Raw genomic sequence first — 23273 nt, 5'->3', positions numbered from 1 at the left:
ACAGACCTTCGTTCCCGCCCGCCGACGCCGCGACGCGGTCCGAGACGCGCTCTCAGGCCGACTGAACCCCCGCGCCGTCGTTGTGGCGCGCCTGCTCGGTGTAGAAGCCGAGGTCGAAGCCGAGCGCGTCGCCCTGAACCTCGTTGCCCACGCCGATCGGCAGCTCCCATTCGAGCGCGACGCAGTGCATCACGCCGTCGCCCGCGAACGGGTCGCGGTTCTCGTCGTCGGCCGGGTCGGCCAGCTCGCCGTACGGCGTCGCGCGGTTCCCATCGAGCGGGATTCCGTCGCCGCTCTCGAGCTCGTCGAGCACGTCCGCGAGCGAGCCCTCGATGATGATCTTCTCCTGTCCAGTCTGTGCCGCGAGGTTCCCGAACACCGAGGGAATGACGAGCGGGTCGTCGACGTCGTTGAAGAATGACGGATCGCCGCCCGGCCCCCCCGCGGGGCCGGCCATCGACGACAGCACCGCGTCGTTCGCGCTGCCGACGGAGATGGTGTACACGTTCGTCGCGGGGTTCGGCGACGCCGCGCGGGCGTCGTCGGCTGCGTCCACGGGGTCGGCGAACTGGGTGCTGCCGGTCCCGTTGAACGACTCCCCGTCGGAGAGGACGATGTTCCGGAACTCGACGCCGCCGCGGCCGTTCGCGTCGAGTTCGGCCTGCGCGTCGTTGACGCCCTCGCCGATGTACGTCCCCGTCGCGATGCCGCTCGCGTTCGAGAACGGGTCCGCGTCGCTGTCGTCGATGTCGGGGTCGTTGTTCGTCCCGCTGACGACGTTCGCGAGCTTCTTCCGGAGCCCGTCGAGCGCGTCGTCGACATCGTCGAGGTCGGCCGTCAGCGGCTGGAGGAGCCCGGTCCTAGGCTCGGTGTCGCCGCTCCCCTCGCCGTCGAAGTACGTGACGCCGACTTGGACGTCCGACCCCTGCGACTCGAGGTAGTCGACGAACTGGCGGGTGCCGAGCTCGACGAGGTCGATCTTCGTGGTCTCGTCGTAGGTGGTCCCGCCCACCGTGATGTTGTCCTCGCTCACCACGCCGTCGAACTGATCGTACAGCATCGACCCCGAGAAGTCCAGCGTGAGCATGATGTCGACCGGCTCCGCGCCGTCGTACACGTTGTCGCAGTCCTCGTCGTACCAGAGCTTCGCCTCAATGGCGTCGCCGAGGTCGCCGAGGTTATCCGGGTCGACGATCAGTTCCGGTTCGGTTTCGGTGCCGCCGTCGTCGTCGACGTTGTCCGCCTGCATCCAGATGTAGCCGGGGTTGTCACAGAGGTGGAGCGAGAAGGTGATCTCGCCGGAGTCGCCGGGCTTCACGTCGGTGAGCCGGACCAGCGTCTTCATCACCTCGCCCGTGACGGGGTCCGTGCCGAAGTCCGCCTCCGACAGCGGCGGGATGGTCTCGCAGTCCAGGATCGGGAGGTTCGCGCCGTTGCTGTCCTCGTCGTCCTCGTCCGGGAAGTCGCTGTACGTGAACACCTCGCCGTCGATCTCGATTGACTGCTCGCCGTCGCCGTCGTGGTCCGGGTGCGCGCTGACGAACTGGTTGCCCTCGCCGAAGTCGTAGGTCTGTTGCCAGTCGACGAGCAGGTCCAGCTGGCCCGCGGTGAGGGTGTTCCCGTCGAACGACTCGGTGTCGTTGAAGTACGCCGTGGTACCGAGACCCGCGCCAGCCGAGGCCACGCCGACCGCGCCGAGGCCGGCCAGCACGGTCCGCCGCGACAGTCCGATGGAGTCGATGTTGTCGTTGTCTGCCATGATTGTGAATCCCCAAAGGGAGTCCCACCGACGGAGTCGAACCGTCGTACGCCACGTGGGAGGACCGCGACCGCCGCGGTCGGGTGCGCTACGCTCCGCCCGCCCGTTTCAGACGGAAGTCGCGCGCTCGTTTCGGTCTTATTCGACGCTGATGTCGAAGGCGACTCCCTCCTCGGCTGTCAGATCGTAGTCGCCCTGCAGCGTGACCGTCACGTTACCGCTGATGGTGAATGCGTTCGCGACGTCCGCGGCGTCGGTGTCGAACACGAGGTAGGTGACATCGCGGTCGGAACCGTCGTCGTCGTTCGACGCGGAGATCGCGTCGGGACCGCTGAGCGACACCGGGGTGCCGTCTAGGTCCAGTCCGAGGTCTGTCACGGCGACGGTTGCCTCGTCGGCCTTCGTCGTGATGCCGAGCTTCCCGCTGGGGGCGGGAATCGTGCTGGCCACGTTCACGCCGTCAAGGGTGAACGAGGCGTTGGCGCTGCCGTCGTAGGTGTAGCTGAACGGGACCGTGCTACCGGACGACCAGCTGTAGTCGGCCGTGCTGGCGCTCCCGACGTCGGGGCCGACCGCGACTTCCCACGTGTTCTGACCACCGAAGCGGCCGCGAGCGAACGAGGTCTCCTGTTCGGTGGCGAACTCCTGCTGCTTGGCGAAGCCCTCGCCGGTCGTAGTCGTGATAGAGGGTTCACACGGGTTCGCCGTGCCGTCGTTGTGGCGCGACTGGACCGCGTGGAACTCGAACTCCATCGTCAGCGAGTCCGACTGAACCTCGTTGCCGACACTCGTCGGGATTTCCCACGAGAGGCATACGCACGGGCCGGTGATGAACGCCTCGCCCTCCTCGGGCTCGACCACGTCGGCGTACTCCGCCTGCTCGCCGGGAACGAGGCCGGCCATCCCGTCGCCGTCGAGGGCCGCGCCGTTGGAGATTGCCGCGATGACATCGACGAGCGAGCCGGAGACGATCTCTCCGTCCGCGAGGGGTTCACCGTCCTCGTCACAGTAGGCGAGACTCGCCATAATCGAGTCGCCGAGTTCGCCGAGATCGGGCGTGCTGTCGACGGCCGATTCGGGTTCGTTGATGCCGTTCTCCGCCTGCGAGAGGTCACCGCACGCCCACATGTACGAGGGGTTGTCGACGATCTCGAAGCAGAACTTCACTTCGCCGGAGTCGCCGGGCTTCACGTCGTCGAGGTCGTAGAACATCCCGGCGGGGTCGCCGTCCTGCGTACCCATGGCGCTGTCCGCCATGTTCTCGACCGCACCGTCGCTGTCGTAGGAGGCCTCGTACAGCACGCGCAGGTCGAGCGAGCCGGCCGTCAGCGTGTTGTCTTCGAACGTCTCGGTGTCGTTGAAGTACGCCGTGGTGCCGAGGCCTGCGCCCGCGGAGGCCACGCCGACCGCACCGAGTCCGACCAGCATCTTGCGCCGCGATAGTCCGATTTTGTCGTCGTTCATTGTGTATCATCCCCGAAGGGAACTCCCGGCGGCGGTCGTGAACCGCCGCGTCGGCCGCCCGAAGGCGCCGAGCCGGGAACCGGACGTGTCTCGTCGTCCGGGGCCGCGTCGCTCCGAGGAGCTAGTTCGGATTGCTCACGTTATCGGTGCCGTTGGGGGCGGGACCGGGGCTGGTGCTGTTCACGTCGGTCCCGTTGAACGCCACCTGCGGGTCGTCGTTGTGCCGCGACTGCTCGGCGTAGACGGCGAGATCGAAGCTCACGGAGTCGGTCTGGATCTCGTTGCCGACATCCGCCGGGAGCGTCCACTCGAAGCCGATGCACTGGGTGGTCGCGCCGGGGTACGGCTGCCGACCCTCCTCCTGGCGGTTGCCGTCGAGCGCCTCGCCGTCGGCGAGCGCGTCGAAGACCTCGCTCATCGTGCCCGAGAGGATCTTCTGTTCACCCGCGAGGACGATCTGCGCGATCTCAGCGTAGACGGTGTCGAGGTCGGCCGGGTCGGGTGCGACGAAGGCGTCGTCGGAAGAGCTGGCGACGCTCTCCAACAGACCGGTGTCGGCGTTCCCGAGCGCGATAGTGAAGATGCGGATCCCGTTGTTCTTGGCGTCGGTCGCGGCGTCGGTCGCGGCGGTTTCATTAGACTGCCCGTCGCTCAGCAGGATCATCACCTTCGACGCGCCCGGCGTGGCGATGGTGCCGTTGAGGAGCTCGTCTTCGCCCTCGATGATACCGGCGGCGATCGAGGTGCCCCCGCCCGCGGTGTAGTTGTTGATCGCGTTCTGAACGGCTTGGTAGTTGGTCGTCAGCTCCTGGTCGGTCGACGCGCCGGAATTGAACGAGATCGCTGCGGCCTCGTCGGGCGACGAGAGGTTGCCGACGAAGCTGGTCGCGGCCGTCTTCAGCGCCGAGAGCGGTGCGCCGCCCATCGAACCGGAGACGTCGCTGACTAAGGCGACTTCCAGCTCCTGCTGCTGGCCTGTGCCCGTGGGTTCGTACACGTTGTCGCAGTCCTCGTCGTACCAGACGCAGACATCGATGAAGTCGGCAAGCTCGCCGATGCCGTCGGTGTCTTCTCCCTCAGCGTCCAGTTCGGGCTCGGACTGGCCGTTCTCTAAGTTCTCGGTTAGCTCGCCCGCGAGGTAGAGGTACGCGGGGTTGTCACAGATGTGAATGCTGATCGTGACCTCGCCGGAGTCGCCGGGCTTCACGTCGTCGAGCGTGAACACCGGGATCCCGTCGCCGTTGACGAGGTGAATATCTGCTTCAGGCGAACAGAACGGGAACTCTTCGCCTTGAACGAAATCCTCCCACTCTTGTAGTGCTGCGGGGCTGGGCGCTTGCCCGATCAGGTACTGTCCGTCGCCGAGGTCCTGCGCTAGGAACTCTTCGTCGCCGCCGGCGTACCCCATCGCCCGAATGTCGTCGAGACGGCCGGGGCCGCCGAAGTACGTCGACTTGTAGTCCAGCTTCAGGTCCAGCTCGCCCGCGGTGAGGGTGTTCCCGTCGAACGACTCGGTGTCGTTGAAGTACGCCGTGGTACCGAGTCCCGCGCCCGCGGACGCGACGCCGACCGCGCCGAGGCCCGCGAGCACCTTGCGCCGCGAGAGTCCGATTTTGTCGTTTGTGTCTTTGCTCATGGTGTCTCCTCCGACTCGCCCCCTGTCCGCGCTGGGCTGACCGAATCGGTTACTTTCCCCTCCGAGGGACACCCACCTAGTTACGCGCTCCCACGTCACCGTCGAACGACCGATTCCAGCCGGTAGAAGCCTTCACGCCACCGGTCAAACGTCGCGTTCGACGGGCGGTCCGGCGCCCCTACCGTGGCGGATCGCGACCGCATGAGATTCATACCCACACCCCAGATCGCCGCACGGACACCGTACTCGGCGGGTCGAACCCGGCAGGCGACCCGTACCTCCCGCACCCGATCGGCGGTCCCCCCGGGTAGCCAGCCCATACATATACCCCCGTCAGACGCAGGAAGTAGCAGAACTCGGGCGCCGCCGGGCGCGGCCGCCCGGCCCCCATCTCCATGAAACTCCGAAACGACGTGCTTCCGGCCGAACAGGTGTACGCCATCCTCGCGAACGAGCGCCGACGGCGCGCGATCGAACAGCTCAGCTCCGTCGGCGGGACGGTCTCGGTCAACGAGCTGTCGACGCTCGTCGCGCGCCGCGAGACGGGGGAGACCCCGCCCCCGAAGCGCTGTCGCGAGAGCGTGTACACGTCGCTGGTCCAGACGCACCTCCCGAAGCTGGCCGAGGCGGGCGTGATAACGTACGACCGCGAGTCGCAGACGCTCGAACTCTCTCGACGCGCACGCGACGTGCGCCTGTACACGGAGATTCTCGCGCCCGGCGGCGCGACGTGGTCGGAGCTGTACCGCGCGCTGGCGGTGGGATCGCTGCTCGTCGTGCTCGCCGCGCTCCTTGACGTCCCGCTCGTGTCGGCGGTCGACCCCATGCTGTGGACCAGCCTCGCGCTCGGCGCCTTCGCCGCCGCCAGCGCCGCCCAGTTGTGGGTCAACCGCTTCTCGGTATTGCGACAGCTACGGCTACGCTGAGGCCTCTCCGACGCGACTTCCCGGAAACCCACTCCCCGAAAACTGACCGTCCATTCCTCTCGACTCGTCCGACCTCCCTCGGCTTCCTACTCGCTCGCGGCCGCGAGCGACGCCGGCAGTCGCAGTTCGAACACCCGCGCGTCACAGCCCGCACAGCGACCGGCGACCACGTCGTAGCTGGAACAGCAGGACTCGACGACGCGCTCTTCGAGCGCCACGTCCCCGGCGCACGACGGACACTCCGCGACGAACAGCCGGAGGGCGCCGAGGACCGCGCTCCGCTCGGCGAGCGGGCGATCCGCCCAGTCGCCGTCGAGCCCCGTCAGCACGCGGTCGGCCGCGACGTCGGCCCGGAACGCCGGCCGCGACTCCCAGTGACCGATCCGCTCCTCGCCGGCGTACGCGAACCCCGCGCCGCCCCGCCAGTCGATTGAGAGTTCGTGCCGGTCGAGTCCGGTGAGCGCCGCGAGCGCCGCGAGGTCGTCGCGGTCGGTCCGTCTCCCCTCGTCGGGCGTCGCTCCCGCCCCGTCCTCGGCCGCCGCCCGCCACGACGCGGCGAAGTCGGGGGCGAACGCGAAGTCGTCGCCTGCGGGCGTCTCGACGAGGACGCCCGCGTCGAGGAGGTACGTTTCGGGGTCTACCTCACCGACGCCCAGCCCGCGGGGCTCGGCGTTGCCGGGCGCCTTGCCGAACAGCGCGAGCGCCCGCTCCGGGAGGTAGCGCTTCGTGAGTTCCGGCGTCCCGGGAACGAGGTACCCGCGGAGCCAGATGGCTCCGAGCGCGCCGCCGAACCCGACCGCCCCGAGTAGCGGCGCGCCCACCGCGGCCACCGCTCCCGCCCCGGCCGCCGCGATGCCGACGTTGACGGCCGTACAGGGGAGACACCGGTTCGCACCGGTGTACTCCGGCTGCCGGAGGCGACCGACGACGGCGCGCGCGGGCTGCCGGAGGCGACCGACGACCGAGTCTCGTGACACGTTCATGCTGGTCCGAACGCGACGCACCGACCTATGTATGCGCCGCCTACCGCGTCCGACGCGGGCTCTCCGGCCCACAACATCGTTACAGCGCCGGACAAATCCACTTGTATCGATGTGATGAACTGTGTCGGAGACGTCAAGAACGCCCGAAGTACGGCGAGTGTGTACGCTTCTGTTCGGGCGAATCTTCCGGGGACCGGCTCTAGTGGGTACAATGCGAAGTGATATATCCTCCCATGATAACCGTACTCTCATTCGGCATGTATGAGCTATGACACCACAACTCGCCAAGCAAGCGGCGTCGTCGGACACCGACGGTGAGGGCCCCTCGCGCGACGAGGTGTTCACCGCGCTGAGCAATCGGCGGCGTCGCAACGTGATCAAGTACCTGAAGACCAACGGCACCGAGGCGCGCGTCAGGGATATCGCCGAGCAGCTGGCCGCGTGGGAGAACGACGTCGAGATTCCGGCGGTGACGTACAAGCAGCGCAAGCGCGTGTACACCGCGCTCCACCAGTCGCACCTGCCGAAGCTGGCGGCGAGCGGGTTCATCGACTACGAGTCGGACCGGGGGCTGGTGTCGCTTACCGAGGAGAGCCGACAGCTGGAGGTGTACCTGGAGATCGTCTCGGAGAACGAGATCCTCTGGGCCGAGTACTACGCGGGGCTCGCGGTCGTCTGCGGACTGCTGGCGACGGCGGGGTGGACCGGGACCGCCCCGTTCGGCGCGGTCTCCGGGTACGCGTACGCGGCGCTCTTCACGCTCGTGTTCGGGGCGTCCGGGATCGCTCACCGGGCGTCGACGAAGCGGAACCGGCTGGGATGACGGCGCGCCGGCGCGCGGCGGGGCTCGGGCCGACCGGACGGACACCCGCAGGGTTTTAGCCGCGCACGGCGGGAGTAGAGACATATGGCAACGGGGATCGTCGGGGAGTTCCTCGATCTCAAGGCGGAGACGGACGCGGACGTCCTCGCGATGCAGTGCGGCGACTTCTACGAGTTCTTTGCGGACGACGCGGAGTTGGTCGCCGACGAGCTCGATCTGTCGATCTCGCAGAAGTCCTCCCACGGCTCGTCGTACCCGATGGCGGGCGTGCCCCTCTCGGAGCTGACGCCGTACGTGAACGCCTTGGTCGAGCGCGGCTACCGGGTCGCGGTCGCGGACCAGTACGAGACCGAGGGCGGCGACCACGCCCGCGAGATCGTCCGCGTCGTCACGCCGGGCACGGTGTTGGAGACGAGCGACGACGACGCGCGCTACCTCGCGGCGGTCGTCCGCGAGGAGGACGGGCGCGGCGCGGCGGACGGACCCGCCGACGACGGGCCGTACGGCCTCGCGTTCGCCGACGTGACCACGGGGCGGTTCCTCGCCACGACCGTCGACGACGGGGGCGACCTGCGCGCGGAGCTGTACCGGTTCGACCCGGCCGAGGTGCTGCCCGGTCCGCAGGTCCGGAACGACGACGGCCTGCTCGGGGCGGTCCGCGAGGACCTCTCGGGACGCGTCACCGCCTTCGACGCGGAGGCGTTCGCGACCGGGCGCGCAGAGCACGCGGTACGGGAGCAGTTCGGCCGCGAGACGACCGACAGCGTCGGGCTCGACTCGACGCTCGCCGTCCGCGCCGCGGGCGCGGTCCTCTCGTACGTCGAGGAGACGGGGGCGGGCGTGTTGGCCTCGATGACCCGCCTGACGGCGTACGGCGCGGACGACCGCGTCGACGTGGACGCGACCACGCAGCGCAACCTCGAGATCACGGAGACGATGCGGGGCGACGCCGACGGCTCGCTGTTCGACACGGTGGACCACACACTCACGGCCGCCGGCGGGCGGTTACTCCGCGAGTGGCTCACCCGGCCGCGCCGCGATCGCCGGACGCTCGACGACCGGCTCGACGCGGTCGAGGCGCTGGCGTCCGCGGCGCTCGCGCGCGACCGGCTCCGCGAGGTGCTCGGCGACGCGTACGACCTCGAACGGCTCGCGGCGCGCACGACGAGCGGGAGCGCGGGCGCGCGCGAACTGCTCTCGATCCGCGACACGCTCGCGCTGCTGCCCGCCCTCGCGGACGCGCTCGACGACACCGCCCTCGCCGACTCACCCGCGGCCGCCGTGCTCGGTAGGGTCGACCGCGACCGCGCGGCCGCGCTCCGGGAAGAGCTCGCCGACGCCCTCGCCGAGGATCCGCCCAAGGCGAAGACGAGCGGCGGACTCCTGAAGCGCGGCTACGACGACGAACTCGACGACCTGATCGACCGCCACGAGGGCGTGAACTCGTGGCTCGACGGGCTCGCGGAGCGCGAGAAGCGAGAGCACGGGCTCAGCCACGTCACCGTCGACCGCAACAAGACGGACGGCTACTACATTCAGGTCGGCAAGTCGGTCGCCGATCAGGTGCCCGAGCACTACCGCGAGATCAAGACGCTGAAGAACTCGAAGCGGTTCGTCACCGACGAGCTCGCGGAGAAGGAACGGGAGGTCCTCCGCCTCGAGGAGGCCCGCGGCGAGCTGGAGTACGAGCTGTTCGAGGAACTGCGCGAGCGCGTCGCCGAGCGCGCGGAACTGCTTCAGGACGCCGGGCGCGCGATCGCCGAACTCGACGCGCTCGCCTCGCTCGCGACCCACGCCGCGCGTCGCGACTGGACGCGCCCGGAGCTGACGACGGAGCGCCGGCTCGACGTGGAGGCCGGCCGCCACCCCGTCGTCGAGGGGACGACCGACTTCGTCCCGAACGACCTGCGGCTCGACGCCGACCGCGGCTTCCTCATCGTTACCGGCCCGAACATGAGCGGCAAGTCGACGTACATGCGGCAGGCTGCGCTGATCCAGCTGCTCGCGCAGGCGGGCTCGTTCGTCCCCGCGCGAGCCGCCGAGGTGGGGCTCGTCGACGGCATCTACACGCGTGTCGGCGCGCTCGACGAGCTGGCGCAGGGTCGATCGACGTTCATGGTGGAGATGCAGGAGCTGTCGAACATCCTCCACTCGGCCACCGAGGACTCGCTGGTCATCCTCGACGAGGTCGGCCGCGGCACCGCCACCTACGACGGCATCTCCATCGCGTGGGCCGCGACCGAGTACCTCCACAACGAGGTCCGCGCGCGCACCCTTTTCGCCACCCACTACCACGAGCTGACGACGCTCGCCGACCACCTTCCGCGCGTCGAGAACGTCCACGTCGCCGTCGACGAGCGCGACGGCGAGGTGACGTTCCTCCGCACCGTCCGGGACGGCCCGACCAACCGCTCGTACGGCGTCCACGTCGCCGACCTCGCCGGCGTCCCGGACCCCGTCGTCTCCCGCTCGGACGGGGTCCTCGACCGGCTCCGCGAGGAGAAGGCGATCGAGGCCCGCGGCTCGCGGACCGGGAGAAACGGGAGCCGCAGTGGCGCCGGCGGCGACGGCGAAGGCGGCACCCAGCAGGTCGTGTTCGACCTCTCGTCCGGGTCGTTCTCGGACGCGTCCGACGCCGACGGGGAAACGGGGGCGGACGCCCAGCCCTCGAACGCGCGTCGGAACGGAGGCAATTCCGCGGACACGTCGGTCGAATCCGGCGGCTCCGGCGGCGCTGCGAAGACCGCAGCGACCGGATCCGACGCCGAGGCGGCCGAGCGGCTCGACGCCGAGACCCGCGCCGTGATCGAGGAGCTGAGCGACGTCGACGTCGCGGAGACGCCCCCGGTGGAGCTGCTCTCGCGGGTCCAGGAGTGGCAGGAGCGACTCGACTGAGGCCGCGTCCGCTCGCCGGGGGGTGCGTCTGACGTAAGAACTAATGTCCGACCTCGTCGTGTGGTGTGTATGGGCATCATGAGCAAGATCCTCGGCGGGGGTGGGAGCCGCTCCGTCGACGACTACGTCGAACTCGACGCGGACGACTTCGCCGACGCGCACGCGGAAACGGACACGCAGGTACACTTCGCGGAGATCGCCGACCAGAGCGACGTCATCCCGATCAAGGACGCGGTGTACGACGGCGACTTCGTCATCGCCGACATCACCCGCCACTCCACGTCGGACCGGACGATAGAACACGTCTACGACGAGCTCCGGCAGGTCGTCCAGGAGGTCGACGGCGACATCGTCCAGAAGGGCGACGACCAGATCATCGTCACCCCCACCGGCGTCAAGGTCTCGCGGCAGAAGCTATAGGCGCGCCCTCCCGACCGCTCGTCCCCGTTTCCTCTCGTGACCCCGGCCTCGCGGCCGGCATTCGGGCGTACCGGTCGAACCGTGTCATATATGCCGTTCTCCCGCCCACGTAGAGTCGAATGGACGAGCCGGTACTGCTGACGGGCGCCGGCGGACGGGTGGGACAGGCCATCCTCCGCGGTATCGGCGACGACTACGACTGGCGGCTCCTCGACCGCGAGCCGCTCCCGGCGGCGAAGGTGCCCGACGGGGTCACCGACGCCGACCGGTACGTCGCCGACATCACCGACGAGCGCGCCGTCCGCGAGGCGATCGCCGACGTCGGCGCGGTGATCCACCTCGCCGGCGACCCGCGGAAGACGGCGCCGTGGGACTCCGTCCTCCGGAACAACATCGACGGGACGCAGGTCGTGATGCGCGCCGCCGCCGAGGCCGGCGTCGAGAAGTTCGCGTTCGCCTCCTCGAACCACGCCGTCGGCGGCTACGAGACCGACGAGCGGACGCCCGACCTGTACCGCCCCGAAGACGAGTACCGGCTCGACGGGAGCGAACTCCCGCGCCCCGGCAACCTCTACGGCGTCTCGAAGGCGGCCGGCGAGTCGCTCGGCCGCTTCTACCACGACGAGTTCGACATGAGCGTCGTCTGCGTCCGCATCGGGAACCTCACCAAGGACCACCCGCCCCGCGAGTACGAGCGGGGGCAGGCGATGTGGCTCTCGCACCGCGACTGCGCGCACCTGTTCGACCGCTGTCTCCGGGCGACGTACGGCTACGAGGTCGTGTACGGCATCTCGGACAACGACCGGCGCTACTACTCCATCGAGCGAGCCCGCGAGGCGCTGGGCTACGACCCCGCGGACAACTCGGGCGACTACACCTTCGAGGGCGAACCCAAGCCGGACCGCGACACCGAGACGAACGGCGGCCGCTACGCCGCCGGCGCGGACGCCGCCGACGCGCCCGCTGAGCCCAACTTCCCGGCTGACCCGGACGCGCCGAGCGACGACGCCTGAGCGGCCGCCGCCGGCCGCCCTCGCGCCGGACCGCGCCGCTAGAACAGGTCCTCCACGTCCCGCCGCTTCCGCTCTTCTCGCTCCACGTGGTCTCCCAGTCGCGCGGCCACCTGCGGCCGCGCGTCCGGCGTCCGCAGGTACGCGAGCAGCAGTTCGGCGAACTTGGTCCGCCCGGTCCCGCGCTCCGCGGACGCGAACTCGGCCGCGGTCGCGAGCGTCGCTGCGTCGCCCGGCTCGCCCGTCGCCGCGAGCGCCGGCACCGCGAGACCCACCGCCCCGAGCGACAGATCGCCGAACGTCGGCGTCTCGCCGTCGACGCGGATCCGCGGCGGCGTCGCCGGCCCCGTCGCCTCTGGCGCCTCGGCGAGCCGCTCAGCCCACTCCCGGACGGGGGCCATCGCGACCCCCAGCGAGTCGGAGTCCGCCGTCAGCGCCGTGACGGCGTCCGCCGCGCGCTCGGAAGCGCCCAGCTCGTCGCCGTCGGCCGCGCGGTGCGTCGCCGTCGCGGTCGCGGTCAGCCCCCGAAGCAGTCGCTCGGCGTCCTCCGGTCGCTCTGCGTCTTCCCCGCCGCCGTCATCGATCGACGCCCCCGCCGCTTCCCAGACGTGACGCGCCGCGAGGGGGTGCCCCTCGTTGAACAGCGTGGCGCCGGCGACGACGCGATCGCGATGGACGGCGTCCCCGCGGTCGCTCCGTGCCTCCGAGTCGCGGTCGCTCACGCGTCGCGGTCGGTGGCGGCGAGTGATAAATGTCGAGTTCCGCGAGCGGCTCGGGGGAGGGCGGAGCGTCAGCAGGAGGCGGAGGGTTCGTGCGTCAGTGGGAGGCGGAGGGTTCGTGTGTCAGCGGGGTCGGTCAGGTCTCTCGGATGCTCGCGTCGTCGGCCGGGAGGCGGAGCGTCCGGCCGACCGCGCTCGGATACCGTCGGTGGAGCGCCGCGCCGACGACCGCGCCGGCGAGGGCCGCCAGCGCGACCGCGGCCGCGATCGGAAACGCGAGGACCCCGACCACCACGGCCGGCAGCGCCGCCAAGGCGATCGTCGCGCCGAGCGACGGGAGGGACTCGGTCGGGTGCGGGCACGCGTACAGGTCGGGGCGAACCATGCGTCTGGAGGGGGGTCGATCTGCTGTCATCGTCGGATTGGGGTGGTGGTGCGAGGCGTGCGCCTCGCGGTCGGCGTCAGTTCGGCCGCCGGAGACCGCACCGCGCGGTCGGAGGGCGACGGATCGGTGTCGAGAGCAGTCCGGTAGAAGCGGTCGCTCGCGTCGGCAGCGAGCGGGCCGCCCCCGCGTCGGGGTCACGCGGCGACGGCACCGAGGAGAGCGGCGACCGGCCCGCGGACCCGTTTCCGGACGCTCCAGCGGGGGGCGAACGTCGGAATGGGGTCGCGGACGGTCATGGATTCGACCCGGCGGTGGGGATCGACCGGGCGTACGTTCACCGTGTGACGGAACCGGATTAATAGTTTCCCGTGTGTGGAAACCAATGTCGTGGCCGGTCTCCGCCACTCCGCTCGGCGTCGGCGGATCCACCAGTACACTAACGACGTAGGGGGTCGTACTGTCGATCGACGTGTCCAGTAGTCTACTCCCAGTGATCGCGGTGATTCTCGTCTCGGGGCTCGCGGTCCAGCTGCTCGCTCACCGGCTCCGGGTGCCGAGCGTCATCTTCTACCTCGCAATCGGCGTGGTGCTCGGACCCGAGCTGCTCGGCCTCGTCACGCTGGAGACGTTCGGTGAGGGGCTGGAGATCATCGTCGGACTCAGTGTCGCGATCATCGTCTTCGAGGGGGCGTTCGCGCTCCGGATCGACCGGATCCGCCGCGCGTCGACGGTGTCGCTCCGGCTGGTGACGATCAGCGCGGTCGTGATGTTCCTCGGCACCGCGGCGGCGGTCCGCGCGTTCACGGACGGCACGTGGGAGATCGCGCTGCTGATCGGCGCGCTGCTGGTGGCGACCGGCCCGACCGTCATCACGCCGATCCTCAACGTGGTCCGGGTGCGGGACCACGTCGCGACCGCGCTGGAGACGGAGGGGATCGTCAACGACGTGACGGCCGCGATCGTCGCGGTCGTCATCTTCGAGACGCTGCTGCTCGATGACCTCGGCGTCCCCGCGACGGTGCTGTCCTTCCTCCAGCGGTTCGGCGTCGGCGTCGCCGCGGGGCTGCTCGCCACGGGGATCATCTACCTGTTACTGGACAGCGACATCGTCCCCGAACGCGACGTGCAGGCGTCGCAGTTCCTCGTGCTGTCGGCCGCGATCGGCTCGTTCGCGGCCGCCGAGGCCGTCGCCGCGGAGGCGGGCATCGCGGCGGCGGCGACGAGCGGGATCCTCCTCGGGAACCTCGGGATCGACAACCGCGAGGAGATAGAGACGTTCGCGGAGAACACCACCACGATCGTCTTATCCTTCGTCTTCATCTCGCTCGCCGCGCTGATCGACGTCGAGGCGATCGCCGGCCTCGGGGTCGGCGTGATCGCGATCGTCGCCGTCATCATGCTCGTCTTGCGACCCCTCGGTGCGTTCCTCGCGACGTTCGGCGTCGAACGGTTCACCCGCCCGGAGCGCCTGTTCATCGCGACCGTCGGGCCGCGGGGGATCATCCCGGCGAGCGTGGCGACGCTGTTCGCCATCGAGTTGGAGCTCGCTGGCAGCATCGCCGCCGGCGAACTGCTCGTCGGCACGGTGTTCGCGGTCATCTTCGCGACGGTCCTCGTCGAGGCGGGGTTCGCGCGGCAGATCGGAGAGTTTCTCGGAGTGTCACCAATGCGCACGATAATCATCGGCGGGGGCCGGGTCGGTCAGGCGCTCGCCACGCGACTGGAGAACAGGGGCGAGTACGTCGTCGTCGTCGAGACGGACCCGGACGTCGCCGAACGGGCGCGCGCAGAGGGGTTCACCGTCTACGAGGGGGACGGAAGCGACACGGAGGCGCTTCGCGCCGCCGACATCGACGACGCGAAGCGGTTCATCACGACGACGGCCGACGACGACATCAATCTCCTCGCGTGCCAGCTCGCCATCACCAAGTTCGACGTTGCGTCCGTCTACTCACGGGTGAACGACCCGGACAACGTCGACGCCTTCGACAGCATCGGCGTCACCGGCATCGACGCCACGACGGCGACCGCGGCGGCCATCGACGACGAGATAGAACGCCCCGCGCTCACCCACTGGATGAACGAGCTCGGCGACAGCCACGACGTTCAGGAGGTTGAGGTGACCTCTCGCGAATTGGCGGGGAAGAGCATCCGCGACCTCAACGCGCGGATCCCGGACGACACCTTCGTCGCCGTGATCAGCCGCGACGGCGAGAACCGCGTTCCCTCGGCCGACAGCGTCCTCGAAATGGGCGACAGCGTGACGTTCATCGGCGCCACCGACGGGGTCCGCCGAGCGATGGAGCGGTTCCACCCGCACGATTAACAGCTCGGTCAGATCGCCCGTGGAGTGAGGGTGACCGGCTCTGAGCCCCAGTCGCGGGGGCGACATACTCTCCACTGCGCCCGTCGTTTGGTGTGGCCGAAACGTCTCGACGGAGTCCGACGCGAGTGAAACAAGCGTCGGGCACGTCGGGACCGAACGCAGTCGCTGCCGAACGAAGTGAGGCAGCCGCAAAGTGAGCGTCCTGACGGAGATTTGAACTCGGAAAGACGTTCGGCCTCGCTTCGCTCGGCCGCTGCGACTTTCCTGCTCAAATCTTCGCGGAGTTTTCGGACACACGCACGGCTCGCTACGCTCGCCGTTTGGTTTGTCCGAAAACGTCCTGACGGAGATTTGAACTCCGGTCCCTGGCTCCGCAAGCCAAGAGGATAGTCCACTACCCTACCAGGACTCATCTCTACGTATCGCGGTGGAACTTAAGACGGTTACGGTCCGGCGGCCGCGTGCCTGCGGTCCGCATACTCCCCGTGCCGGATGAACACCTTTTGTATCGACGGGACCCATGAACGCCCATGAGACGCTTTCGAGCCGCGACCGCGACCCGCTCCGGTCCCCGTGCCGACCGGGGGGTGTCCGGCGCGACCCCCGGCCAACGGCAACGCTTATGCGCGAACCCGTCGACCACGGAGGGACGAGTATGGGCGCCATAGAGGAGGTGTACGAGGACCTCGACACCGACGTCGAGTTCGAGGAGTTCGAGGCCGCCGTCGAGGACAAGGTCGAGCAGATGGGCGGGCTCGCGGACGAGGAGACCGCCGCGATGCTCATCGCACACGAGCTGCGCGACGAGGAGGCCGACACCATCGCCGACATCGAACCGGGGATGAACGAGGTGAAGTTCCTCGGCAAGGTGACAGCCATCGGCGAGATCCGGACCTTCGAGCGCGACGACGAGGACGCGGAGGAGGGTCGCGTGTGTAACGTCGATGTCGCCGACGCCTCCGGCTCCGTCCGGGTCGCACTGTGGGACGACATGGCCGCGGCGGCCGAGGAGGAGCTCGAAGTCGGGCAGGTCCTCCGCGTCATGGGCCGTCCCAAGGAGGGGTACAGCGGCCTCGAAGTGAGCGCGGACAAGGTCGAGCCGGACGAGGACGCCGAGGTCGACGTCCAAGTGCTCGACACCTACCGCGTCGAGGACCTGACGCTCGGGGCGTCCGACGTGGACCTCGTGGGGCAGGTGTTAGACACCGACTCGATCCGGACGTTCGACCGCGACGACGGCAGCGAGGGACGCGTCGCCAACCTCACGCTCGGCGACGAGACGGGGCGCGTGCGCGTCACGCTCTGGGACGGGAAGGCCGACCTCGCCGAGGAGTTCGCGGCGGGCGAGGTCGTCGAGGTCGGCGACGGCTACGTCCGCGAGCGCGACGGCGACCTGGAGCTCCACGTCGGCGACCGCGGCACGGTCGAGCGCGTCGACGAGGACGTCGAGTACGTCCCGGAGACCACCGACATCGCCGACCTCGAGATCGGCCAGACCGTCGACATCGGGGGCGGCGTCATCGAGACCGACCCGAAGCGGACGTTCGACCGCGACGACGGCAGCGAGGGACAGGTCCGCAACGTCCGGATCAAAGACGAGACCGGCGAGATCCGCGTCGCGCTGTGGGGCGACAAGGCCGACCGCGAGATCGAACTGGCCGACCGGGTCGTCTTCACCGACGTCGAGATCCAGGACGGCTGGCAGGACGACCTCGAGGCGTCCGCGAACTGGCGCTCGACCGTCTCCGTCCTCGACGAGGGGAGCGACGCGGCGGCCGGCGTCGCGGGCGGCGCGTCCGGGGCCGGAAGCACCGGGGGCGACGGAGACGGCCGCGGGTCGAACGAAACCGGCCTCGGTGCCTTCTCCGATGACGGCAAGAAGGCGGCGGCCGAGGCCGTCGCCGGTGAGGCCGGCGACGAGGAAGGGAGCGGTGCGAGCGGCGGCGCGGCGACCGCGGCGGCGGAGCGATCGGACGGCGCCGTCGAGTTCACCGGCACGGTCGTCCAGACCGGAGACCCGGTCGTGCTCGACGACGGACAGCAGACGAAATCGGTCGACACCGACGCGAGCCTCCGGCTCGGCGAGGAGATAACCGTCCGCGGCCCGGAGCGCGACGGGACCATCGACGCCGACGACGTCTTCTGACGCGCCCGACCGCCGCGGCGGCCCGTCCGGATCCGGCGGCAAAGCGGGTAACGGAAAGCGTTATACGACACACGGACGCGACTGTGTGTATGAGTGTCGAGTTACCGTTCGCGCCGGTCGACGGGATCATCCGGCGGAACGCGGGGGAACTCCGCGTCAGCGCGGACGCCGCCGAGGAGCTCGCGCGACGGATCCAATCGCACGGCGCCGAGCTCGCCGTCGACGCGGCCGAGCAGGCGACCGCGGACGGCCGGAAGACGCTGATGGCCGCGGACTTCGGCGTCGAGCAGGTCGTCGGCCGGGAGGATCTCACGCTCCCGGTCGCGCCCATCGACCGGATCGCTCGACTCCGGATCGACGACCGCTATCGGGTCGGCGTCGACGCGCGCGTCGCGCTGGCCGACATTTTGGAAGACTACGCCGACAACGTCGCGAGCGCGGCCGCGACGCTGGCCCGGCACGCGGACCGACGGACCGTACAGGCCGAGGACATCGAGACGTACTTCGCGTTGTTCGAGTAGATGCAGTTTGGCTACAGCGAGCGGTGTCTCGACCACGACACCGGTGAGCGACACCCGGAGAACCCCGACCGACTCCGCGCGATCCGCCGCGGTCTCGCGAAGCGGCACGGCGTCGAGTACGTCGAGGCCGATCCCGCGGCGAAGGCGGCCGTCTCGGCCGTTCACGACCCCGATTACGTCGACGAACTGGAGTCGTTCGTCGCGGACGGCGGCGGCAGCTGGGACCCCGACACCGTTGCCAGCGACGGGACGTGGGACGCGGCGCTCACCTCGGCCGGGCTCGCCCAGTGGGCCGCCCGCGCGGCGCTCGACGGCTCGACCGGGCGGCAGACCCCGTTCGCGATCGGCCGCCCGCCGGGCCACCACGCCGTCACCGACGACGCGATGGGGTTCTGCTTCTTCAACAACGCCGCCGTCGCGGCCCAGACCGCCCTCGACGAGGACCTCGCTGACCGCGTCGCGATCTTCGACTGGGACGTGCACCACGGGAACGGCACGCAGGACATCTTCTACGACCGCGGCGACGTCCTCTACGCGTCGATCCACGAGGACGGCCTCTACCCGGACACGGGAGACCTCGACGAGACCGGCGAGGGAGACGGCGACGGGACGACCGTGAACCTCCCGCTGGCGGCCGGTGCCGGCGACGCCGACTACCTCTACGCCGTCGACGAGGGGATCGGGCCTGCGATCGATCGGTTCGACCCCGACCTGCTGATCGTCTCGGCGGGGTTCGACGCGCACCGCCACGACCCCATCTCGCGGATGCGCGTCTCCTCGGAGGGGTACGCGCTGTTGACCGACCGGATCCGGACGCTCGCCGATGACGCCGGCGCCGCCCACGCGTACGTGCTGGAGGGCGGATACGGCCTCGACACGCTCGCCGAGGGGGTCTCGATGGTCCACGAGACGTACGACGGGCGCCCCCCGGTCGACACCGACGAGGACCCGGACGCGAAGACCGAGTCCCTCGTCGACGACCTGCGGGCGGAACTGGACCTGTAGCCCGGAAGGTGGGTCGACGCCGGACTCGCTCGTCGCTATCGCTCCTCGCTCGTAGTCGGCGTCGACAGAAACGCCCGGAGCGGGATTTGAACCCCGGTCGTTCCGCTCGCTACGCTCGCTTCACTCCCTGACTCAAATCCCTTCGACGGTTTCTGCTGTCGCGGTACTCGCTCGTCGCTACCGCTCCTCGCTCGCAATTGCGACAGCAGAAACGCCCGGAGCGGGATTTGAACCCGCGTCACGACCGTGACAGGGTCGTATGATGGGCCACTACACCATCCGGGCAACCAAGCGACAGCGCCCCGAAACCGGGGACGCCCGGAGCGGGATTTGAACCCGCGTCACGACCGTGACAGGGTCGTATGATGGGCCACTACACCATCCGGGCTTGTCGTACCAGTTCGTATCCCTGTCTGGCAAATAAGGCTTGTCATCGCCGACGAGGATGGGGTCCGGTGACAGGGGGGTTGCCTCCGATATCCTTTTGTGTCAACCTCGCGTGTGTGGGAGTGTCGAACGCCCCGCGACCCGTGAGCCGCGCGCGGCGGCGCTTGGTAAGTCTTATGACGCTGGCGCATATACCTACCTGTAGTATCTCGTGATAGCTTCTCCCCACCACCAGCACCCATGGTAGACGTAAGCCAACACGAACTCGTCCCGGACCACGTCCTCCTCGACGACCCCGAGGAGGTCGAAGAGGTCCTGGCGGAGTACGACGTGAAGAAAACGAACTTACCGAAGATCAAACGCACGGATCCCGCGCTCCCCGACGAGGCCGAGGTCGGGGACGTGGTGAAGATCGTCCGCGACTCCCGCACGACCGACGAGGCGGTCGTGTATCGACTGGTCGTCTCATGAACAGGCAAGACCGACGCGTGGTTTCACGCGAATACTTCTCCGACGAACGGCTCGCCGAACACCACTTCCGCTCGTTCAACAACTTCCTGGACCGCGGCATGCAGGAAGTCGTCGACGAGAAGGAGACGATCGAGACGGACATCGGCGACAAGGAGGGCCAGGAGCCCGTCTACGTCGAGCTCGGCGACGTGCGGATGGTCACCCCGCGCGTCCGCGAGGCCGACGGCTCCGAGGAGCTGCTCTATCCCCAAGAGGCGCGCCTCCGCAACATCACCTACTCGGCGCCCGTGTTCATGGAGATGTCCATCGTCCGCGGCGGCGAGGACGAACCGGAGCAGGTCGTCGACACGACCGAGACGAAGGTCGGTCGGATGCCGATCATGGTCGGCTCGGACAAGTGTAACATGGCGGGCTTCTCCGACGAGGAGCTCATCGACATCGGCGAGGACCCCGTCGACCCCGGCGGCTACTTCATCGTCAACGGCTCCGAGCGCGTGCTGATGACCTCGGAGGACCTGGCGCCGAACAAGATCCTCGCCGAGTACGACTCGAAGTACGGCGACGAGATCCAGGTCGCGAAGACGTTCTCCCAGCGCCGGGGCTACCGCGCCTTAGTGCTCTGTGAACGCAACCGCGAGGGGCTGCTCGAAGTGTCGTTCCCCTCCGTCTCCGGCTCCATCGACTTCGTGACGCTCGTCCGCGCGCTCGGGCTCGAATCCGACGAGGAGATCGTCCACCGCGTCTCGGACGACCCCGAGATCGTGAAGTTCATGCTGGAGAACTTAGAGGAGGCCTCGGTCCAGACGACCGAGGAGGCAATCGAGACCCTCGGCGAGCGCGTCGCGAGCGGTCAGGGGAAGAACTACCAGCTCAAGCGGGCGAACTACGTCATCGACCGCTACCTCCTCCCGCACCTCCACGAGGAGGGCGTCGACGAGGAGGACGTGCGGATCAACAAGGCGTACTACCTCTGCCGGATGGCCGAGGCGTGCTTCGAGCTCGCTCTCGACCGCCGCGAGGCCGACGACAAGGACCACTACGCGAACAAGCGCCTGAAGGTCTCCGGCGACCTGATGCGCGACCTGTTCCGGACCGCTCTCAACAAGCTGGCGCGCGACGTGAAGTACCAGCTGGAGCGCGCGAACATGCGGAACCGGCAGCTCACCGTCAACACGGTGGTCCGCTCCGACGTGCTGACCGAGCGCCTCGAACACCCGATCGCGACGGGGAACTGGGTCGGCGGCCGCTCGGGCGTCTCCCAGCTCGTCGACCGGACCGACTACATGGGCGTGCTCTCGCACCTGCGGCGCCTGCGCTCGCCGCTGTCGCGGTCGCAGCCGCACTTCGAGGCGCGGGACCTCCACGCGACCCAGTGGGGTCGCATCTGTCCCTCCGAGACGCCGGAGGGGCCGAACTGCGGGCTCGTGAAGAACTTCGCGCAGGCGATGGAGCTCTCGCAGACGGTTGAGGACGAACAGGGGCTGAAACGAGAACTGGCGTCGATGGGTGTCGAGGGGATCCCCGGCATCGAGGGCGTCGAACGACAGACGGCGGACGACTGATCATGGCACAAGCAGAACGCGAAGCGAAGGTGTACGTCAACGGGAGCCTCGTCGGCACCCACGAGAACCCGGACGAGCTCGCCGAACAGATACGCGAGGCGCGCCGCCGCGGCGACGTCTCGGAGATGGTGAACGTCTCGGTGAAAGACCGGACCCGCGAGGTCATCGTCAACGCCGACGCGGGGCGGGCGCGACGCCCGCTCATCGTCGTCGAGAACGGCGAGCCGCTCCTCGGCGACGAGGAGATCGAGGCCCTCGAACGCGGCGACGTCGAGTTCGAGGACCTCGTCGAGCGCGGCTACGTCGAGTTCATCGACGCGGAGGAGGAGGAGGACATCCTCGTCGCGGTCGACGAGGAGGACGTGACCGAGGACCACACGCACCTCGAGATCGACCCGCAGCTCGTCTTCGGCATCGGCGCGGGGATGATTCCGTACCCCGAGCACAACGCGAGCCCGCGGATCACCATGGGCGCGGGGATGATGAAGCAGTCGCTCGGGCTCCCCTCGGCCAACTACCGCATCCGGCCGGACACGCGTCAGCACCTCCTGCACTACCCGCAGCTGGCGATGGTGAAGACGCAGACGTCCGACCAGATCAGCTTCGACAAGCGGCCGGCGGCGCAGAACTTCGTCGTCGCCGTGATGTCCTACGAGGGCTTCAACATCGAGGACGCGCTGGTGATGAACCAGGGCTCCGTCGACCGCGCGCTCACCCGCTCGCACTTCTTCCGGACCTACGAGGGCGAGGAGCGCCGGTACCCCGGCGGCCAGGAGGACCGCTTCGAGATTCCGGACCAGGACGTTCGCGGCGCGCGCGGCGAGGACGCGTACACCCACCTCGACGAGGACGGCCTCGTCAACCCCGAGACGAAGGTCGACGAGTCGTCCGTCCTGCTCGGGAAGACCAGTCCGCCGCGCTTCCTCGAAGAGCCGGACGACATGGGCGGGCTCTCACCGCAGAAGCGCCGCGAGACCTCCGTGACGATGCGCTCGGGCGAATCGGGCGTCGTCGACACGGTGACGCTGATGGAAGGCGAGGACGGCTCCAAGCTCTCGAAGGTGAAGGTGCGCGACCAGCGCGTCCCCGAACTGGGCGACAAGTTCGCGTCCCGACACGGACAGAAGGGCGTCGTCGGCCACCTCGCGCCCCAGGAGGACATGCCGTTCACCGAGGAGGGGGTCGTCCCGGACCTCGTGATGAATCCGCACGCGCTGCCGTCGCGGATGACGGTCGGCCACGTGCTGGAGATGCTCGGCGGGAAGGTCGGCTCGCTCCGCGGCTCGCGCGTCGACGGGACGCCGTTCCAGGGGGAAGACGAGGAGGAGCTCCGCGGTCAGCTGGAGGAGTACGGCTTCGAGTCCTCCGGCAAGGAGGTCATGTACTCCGGCGTCACCGGCGAGAAGATCGACGCCGAGATCTTCGTCGGGACGATCTTCTACCACAAGCTGTACCACATGGTGTCGAACAAGCTCCACGCCCGCTCGCGCGGGCCGGTCCAGGTGCTCACGCGCCAGCCGACCGAGGGGCGCGCCCGCGAGGGCGGGCTGCGCGTCGGGGAGATGGAGCGCGACACGATCATCGGCCACGGCGCGTCGATGGTGCTCAACGAGCGGCTGCTGGAGTCCTCTGACGCCGAGACGGTCCACGTCTCAGCGGAGACCGGGCTCGTCGCCGTCGAGGACCGCGAGCAGCGCCGCGTGTACGACCCGGTCACGGGCGACGAGGACGACATCCACGAGCTGGAGGTCAGCTACGCGTTCAAGCTGCTGCTCGACGAGATGATCGCCCTCGGCATCCGACCGAAACTCGAACTGGAGGACGCGATTTAGATG

The 23273-nt window shown here is 69.0% G+C and carries 19 protein-coding genes and 3 tRNA genes; 12 read left to right on the top strand and 10 right to left on the bottom strand.

Going from position 1 to position 23273, the window contains the following annotated elements; all coding sequences use genetic code 11:
- Positions 1-52: 52 nt before the first annotated feature.
- The 3 genes from EXE47_RS02710 to EXE47_RS02700 form a co-directional block, all read right to left on the bottom strand.
- Positions 53-1759 carry a SipW-dependent-type signal peptide-containing protein gene (locus EXE47_RS02710; RefSeq protein WP_137707981.1) on the bottom strand — a complete coding sequence of 569 codons (1707 nt, stop codon included), beginning with the start codon at positions 1757-1759 and terminating at the stop codon, positions 53-55.
- 138 nt (positions 1760-1897) lie between these two features.
- A complete protein-coding gene (locus EXE47_RS02705; RefSeq protein ID WP_094519582.1) occupies positions 1898-3223 on the bottom strand; it encodes a choice-of-anchor W domain-containing protein in 1326 nt (441 codons plus the stop codon).
- A 121-nt stretch (positions 3224-3344) separates the two neighbouring features.
- Positions 3345-4859 (bottom strand): VWA domain-containing protein, encoded by a 1515-nt coding sequence (locus EXE47_RS02700; RefSeq protein WP_094495616.1) that lies wholly within the window; start codon positions 4857-4859, stop codon positions 3345-3347.
- 395 nt (positions 4860-5254) lie between these two features.
- Between EXE47_RS02700 and EXE47_RS02695 the strand changes: the two genes are divergently transcribed.
- Entirely contained in the window at positions 5255-5785 is a 531-nt protein-coding gene (locus EXE47_RS02695) for a hypothetical protein (protein WP_049932183.1), read from the top strand.
- Between the two features lie 86 nt (positions 5786-5871).
- Here the strand turns inward: EXE47_RS02695 and EXE47_RS02690 are convergent, their stop codons facing one another.
- Positions 5872-6768 (bottom strand): hypothetical protein, encoded by an 897-nt coding sequence (locus tag EXE47_RS02690; protein ID WP_089308683.1) that lies wholly within the window; start codon positions 6766-6768, stop codon positions 5872-5874.
- A gap of 268 nt (positions 6769-7036) precedes the next feature.
- Between EXE47_RS02690 and EXE47_RS02685 the strand changes: the two genes are divergently transcribed.
- The 4 genes from EXE47_RS02685 to azf all read left to right on the top strand — a co-directional run bounded on the left by EXE47_RS02685 (position 7037) and on the right by azf (position 11919).
- The gene (locus EXE47_RS02685) at positions 7037-7591 is read left to right on the top strand and encodes a hypothetical protein (RefSeq protein ID WP_049932185.1); all 555 of its coding nucleotides are present in this window, start codon (positions 7037-7039) and stop codon (positions 7589-7591) included.
- An 84-nt stretch (positions 7592-7675) separates the two neighbouring features.
- Positions 7676-10486, top strand: coding sequence for a DNA mismatch repair protein MutS (gene mutS / locus EXE47_RS02680; RefSeq protein WP_089308682.1), 2811 nt, complete (start codon positions 7676-7678; stop codon positions 10484-10486).
- Positions 10487-10555: 69 nt separating this feature from the next.
- A complete protein-coding gene (gene sepF / locus EXE47_RS02675) occupies positions 10556-10906 on the top strand; it encodes a cell division protein SepF (protein ID WP_049932189.1) in 351 nt (116 codons plus the stop codon).
- Positions 10907-11025: 119 nt separating this feature from the next.
- Positions 11026-11919 carry an NAD-dependent glucose-6-phosphate dehydrogenase Azf gene (gene azf / locus EXE47_RS02670; protein WP_049932190.1) on the top strand — a complete coding sequence of 298 codons (894 nt, stop codon included), beginning with the start codon at positions 11026-11028 and terminating at the stop codon, positions 11917-11919.
- Between the two features lie 38 nt (positions 11920-11957).
- Here azf and EXE47_RS02665 read toward each other — a convergent pair whose 3' ends face one another.
- From EXE47_RS02665 to EXE47_RS18385, 3 genes are all read right to left on the bottom strand, one after another.
- Positions 11958-12638, bottom strand: a complete 681-nt coding sequence (locus tag EXE47_RS02665; RefSeq protein WP_089308681.1) for a hypothetical protein — start codon at positions 12636-12638, stop codon at positions 11958-11960.
- Between the two features lie 133 nt (positions 12639-12771).
- Positions 12772-13020: a hypothetical protein gene (locus tag EXE47_RS02660; RefSeq protein ID WP_241897935.1), complete on the bottom strand. Its 249-nt coding sequence runs from the start codon at positions 13018-13020 to the stop codon at positions 12772-12774.
- Between the two features lie 194 nt (positions 13021-13214).
- Entirely contained in the window at positions 13215-13358 is a 144-nt protein-coding gene (locus EXE47_RS18385) for a hypothetical protein (RefSeq protein WP_158293586.1), read from the bottom strand.
- 152 nt (positions 13359-13510) lie between these two features.
- On the opposite strand from EXE47_RS18385, the gene EXE47_RS02655 reads away from it, so the two are divergent.
- Complete coding sequence (locus tag EXE47_RS02655; protein WP_089308680.1) at positions 13511-15346, top strand: sodium:proton antiporter; 1836 nt, start codon at positions 13511-13513, stop codon at positions 15344-15346.
- 336 nt (positions 15347-15682) lie between these two features.
- On the opposite strand, the gene EXE47_RS02650 is transcribed toward EXE47_RS02655, so the two are convergent.
- Positions 15683-15755: transfer RNA gene (locus EXE47_RS02650), tRNA-Arg, on the bottom strand.
- A gap of 246 nt (positions 15756-16001) precedes the next feature.
- Here EXE47_RS02650 and EXE47_RS02645 point away from each other — a divergent pair.
- The 3 genes from EXE47_RS02645 to EXE47_RS02635 all read left to right on the top strand — a co-directional run bounded on the left by EXE47_RS02645 (position 16002) and on the right by EXE47_RS02635 (position 19018).
- Positions 16002-17492, top strand: coding sequence for a single-stranded DNA binding protein (locus tag EXE47_RS02645; protein ID WP_179231124.1), 1491 nt, complete (start codon positions 16002-16004; stop codon positions 17490-17492).
- 89 nt (positions 17493-17581) lie between these two features.
- A complete protein-coding gene (locus EXE47_RS02640; protein WP_049932198.1) occupies positions 17582-18013 on the top strand; it encodes a histone family protein in 432 nt (143 codons plus the stop codon).
- Positions 18014-19018 carry a histone deacetylase gene (locus EXE47_RS02635; RefSeq protein ID WP_049932199.1) on the top strand — a complete coding sequence of 335 codons (1005 nt, stop codon included), beginning with the start codon at positions 18014-18016 and terminating at the stop codon, positions 19016-19018.
- A 212-nt stretch (positions 19019-19230) separates the two neighbouring features.
- Here EXE47_RS02635 and EXE47_RS02630 read toward each other — a convergent pair.
- Together EXE47_RS02630 and EXE47_RS02625 are read right to left on the bottom strand one after the other, a co-directional pair.
- Positions 19231-19303 (bottom strand) — tRNA-Asp (locus EXE47_RS02630).
- 30 nt (positions 19304-19333) lie between these two features.
- A tRNA-Asp gene (locus EXE47_RS02625) sits at positions 19334-19406 on the bottom strand.
- Positions 19407-19645: 239 nt separating this feature from the next.
- Here EXE47_RS02625 and EXE47_RS02620 point away from each other — a divergent pair.
- Genes EXE47_RS02620 through rpoB form a run of 3 tightly spaced genes read left to right on the top strand, consistent with a single transcriptional unit; the run spans position 19646 to position 23270 of the window.
- Entirely contained in the window at positions 19646-19876 is a 231-nt protein-coding gene (locus EXE47_RS02620) for a DNA-directed RNA polymerase subunit H (protein WP_004599097.1), read from the top strand.
- Positions 19873-21438: a DNA-directed RNA polymerase subunit B'' gene (locus EXE47_RS02615; protein ID WP_006111499.1), complete on the top strand. Its 1566-nt coding sequence runs from the start codon at positions 19873-19875 to the stop codon at positions 21436-21438. The genes EXE47_RS02620 and EXE47_RS02615 overlap by 4 nt, the downstream gene beginning before the upstream one ends.
- 2 nt (positions 21439-21440) lie before the next feature.
- A complete protein-coding gene (gene rpoB, locus EXE47_RS02610) occupies positions 21441-23270 on the top strand; it encodes a DNA-directed RNA polymerase subunit B (protein WP_004599095.1) in 1830 nt (609 codons plus the stop codon).
- Positions 23271-23273: the final 3 nt, after the last annotated feature.

It is taken from the genome of Halorubrum sp. GN12_10-3_MGM (genome assembly GCF_005435235.1).
GTDB classification, from domain to species: Archaea; Halobacteriota; Halobacteria; order Halobacteriales; family Haloferacaceae; genus Halorubrum; species Halorubrum ezzemoulense.
This window is presented reverse-complemented; position numbering and strand designations above follow the sequence as displayed.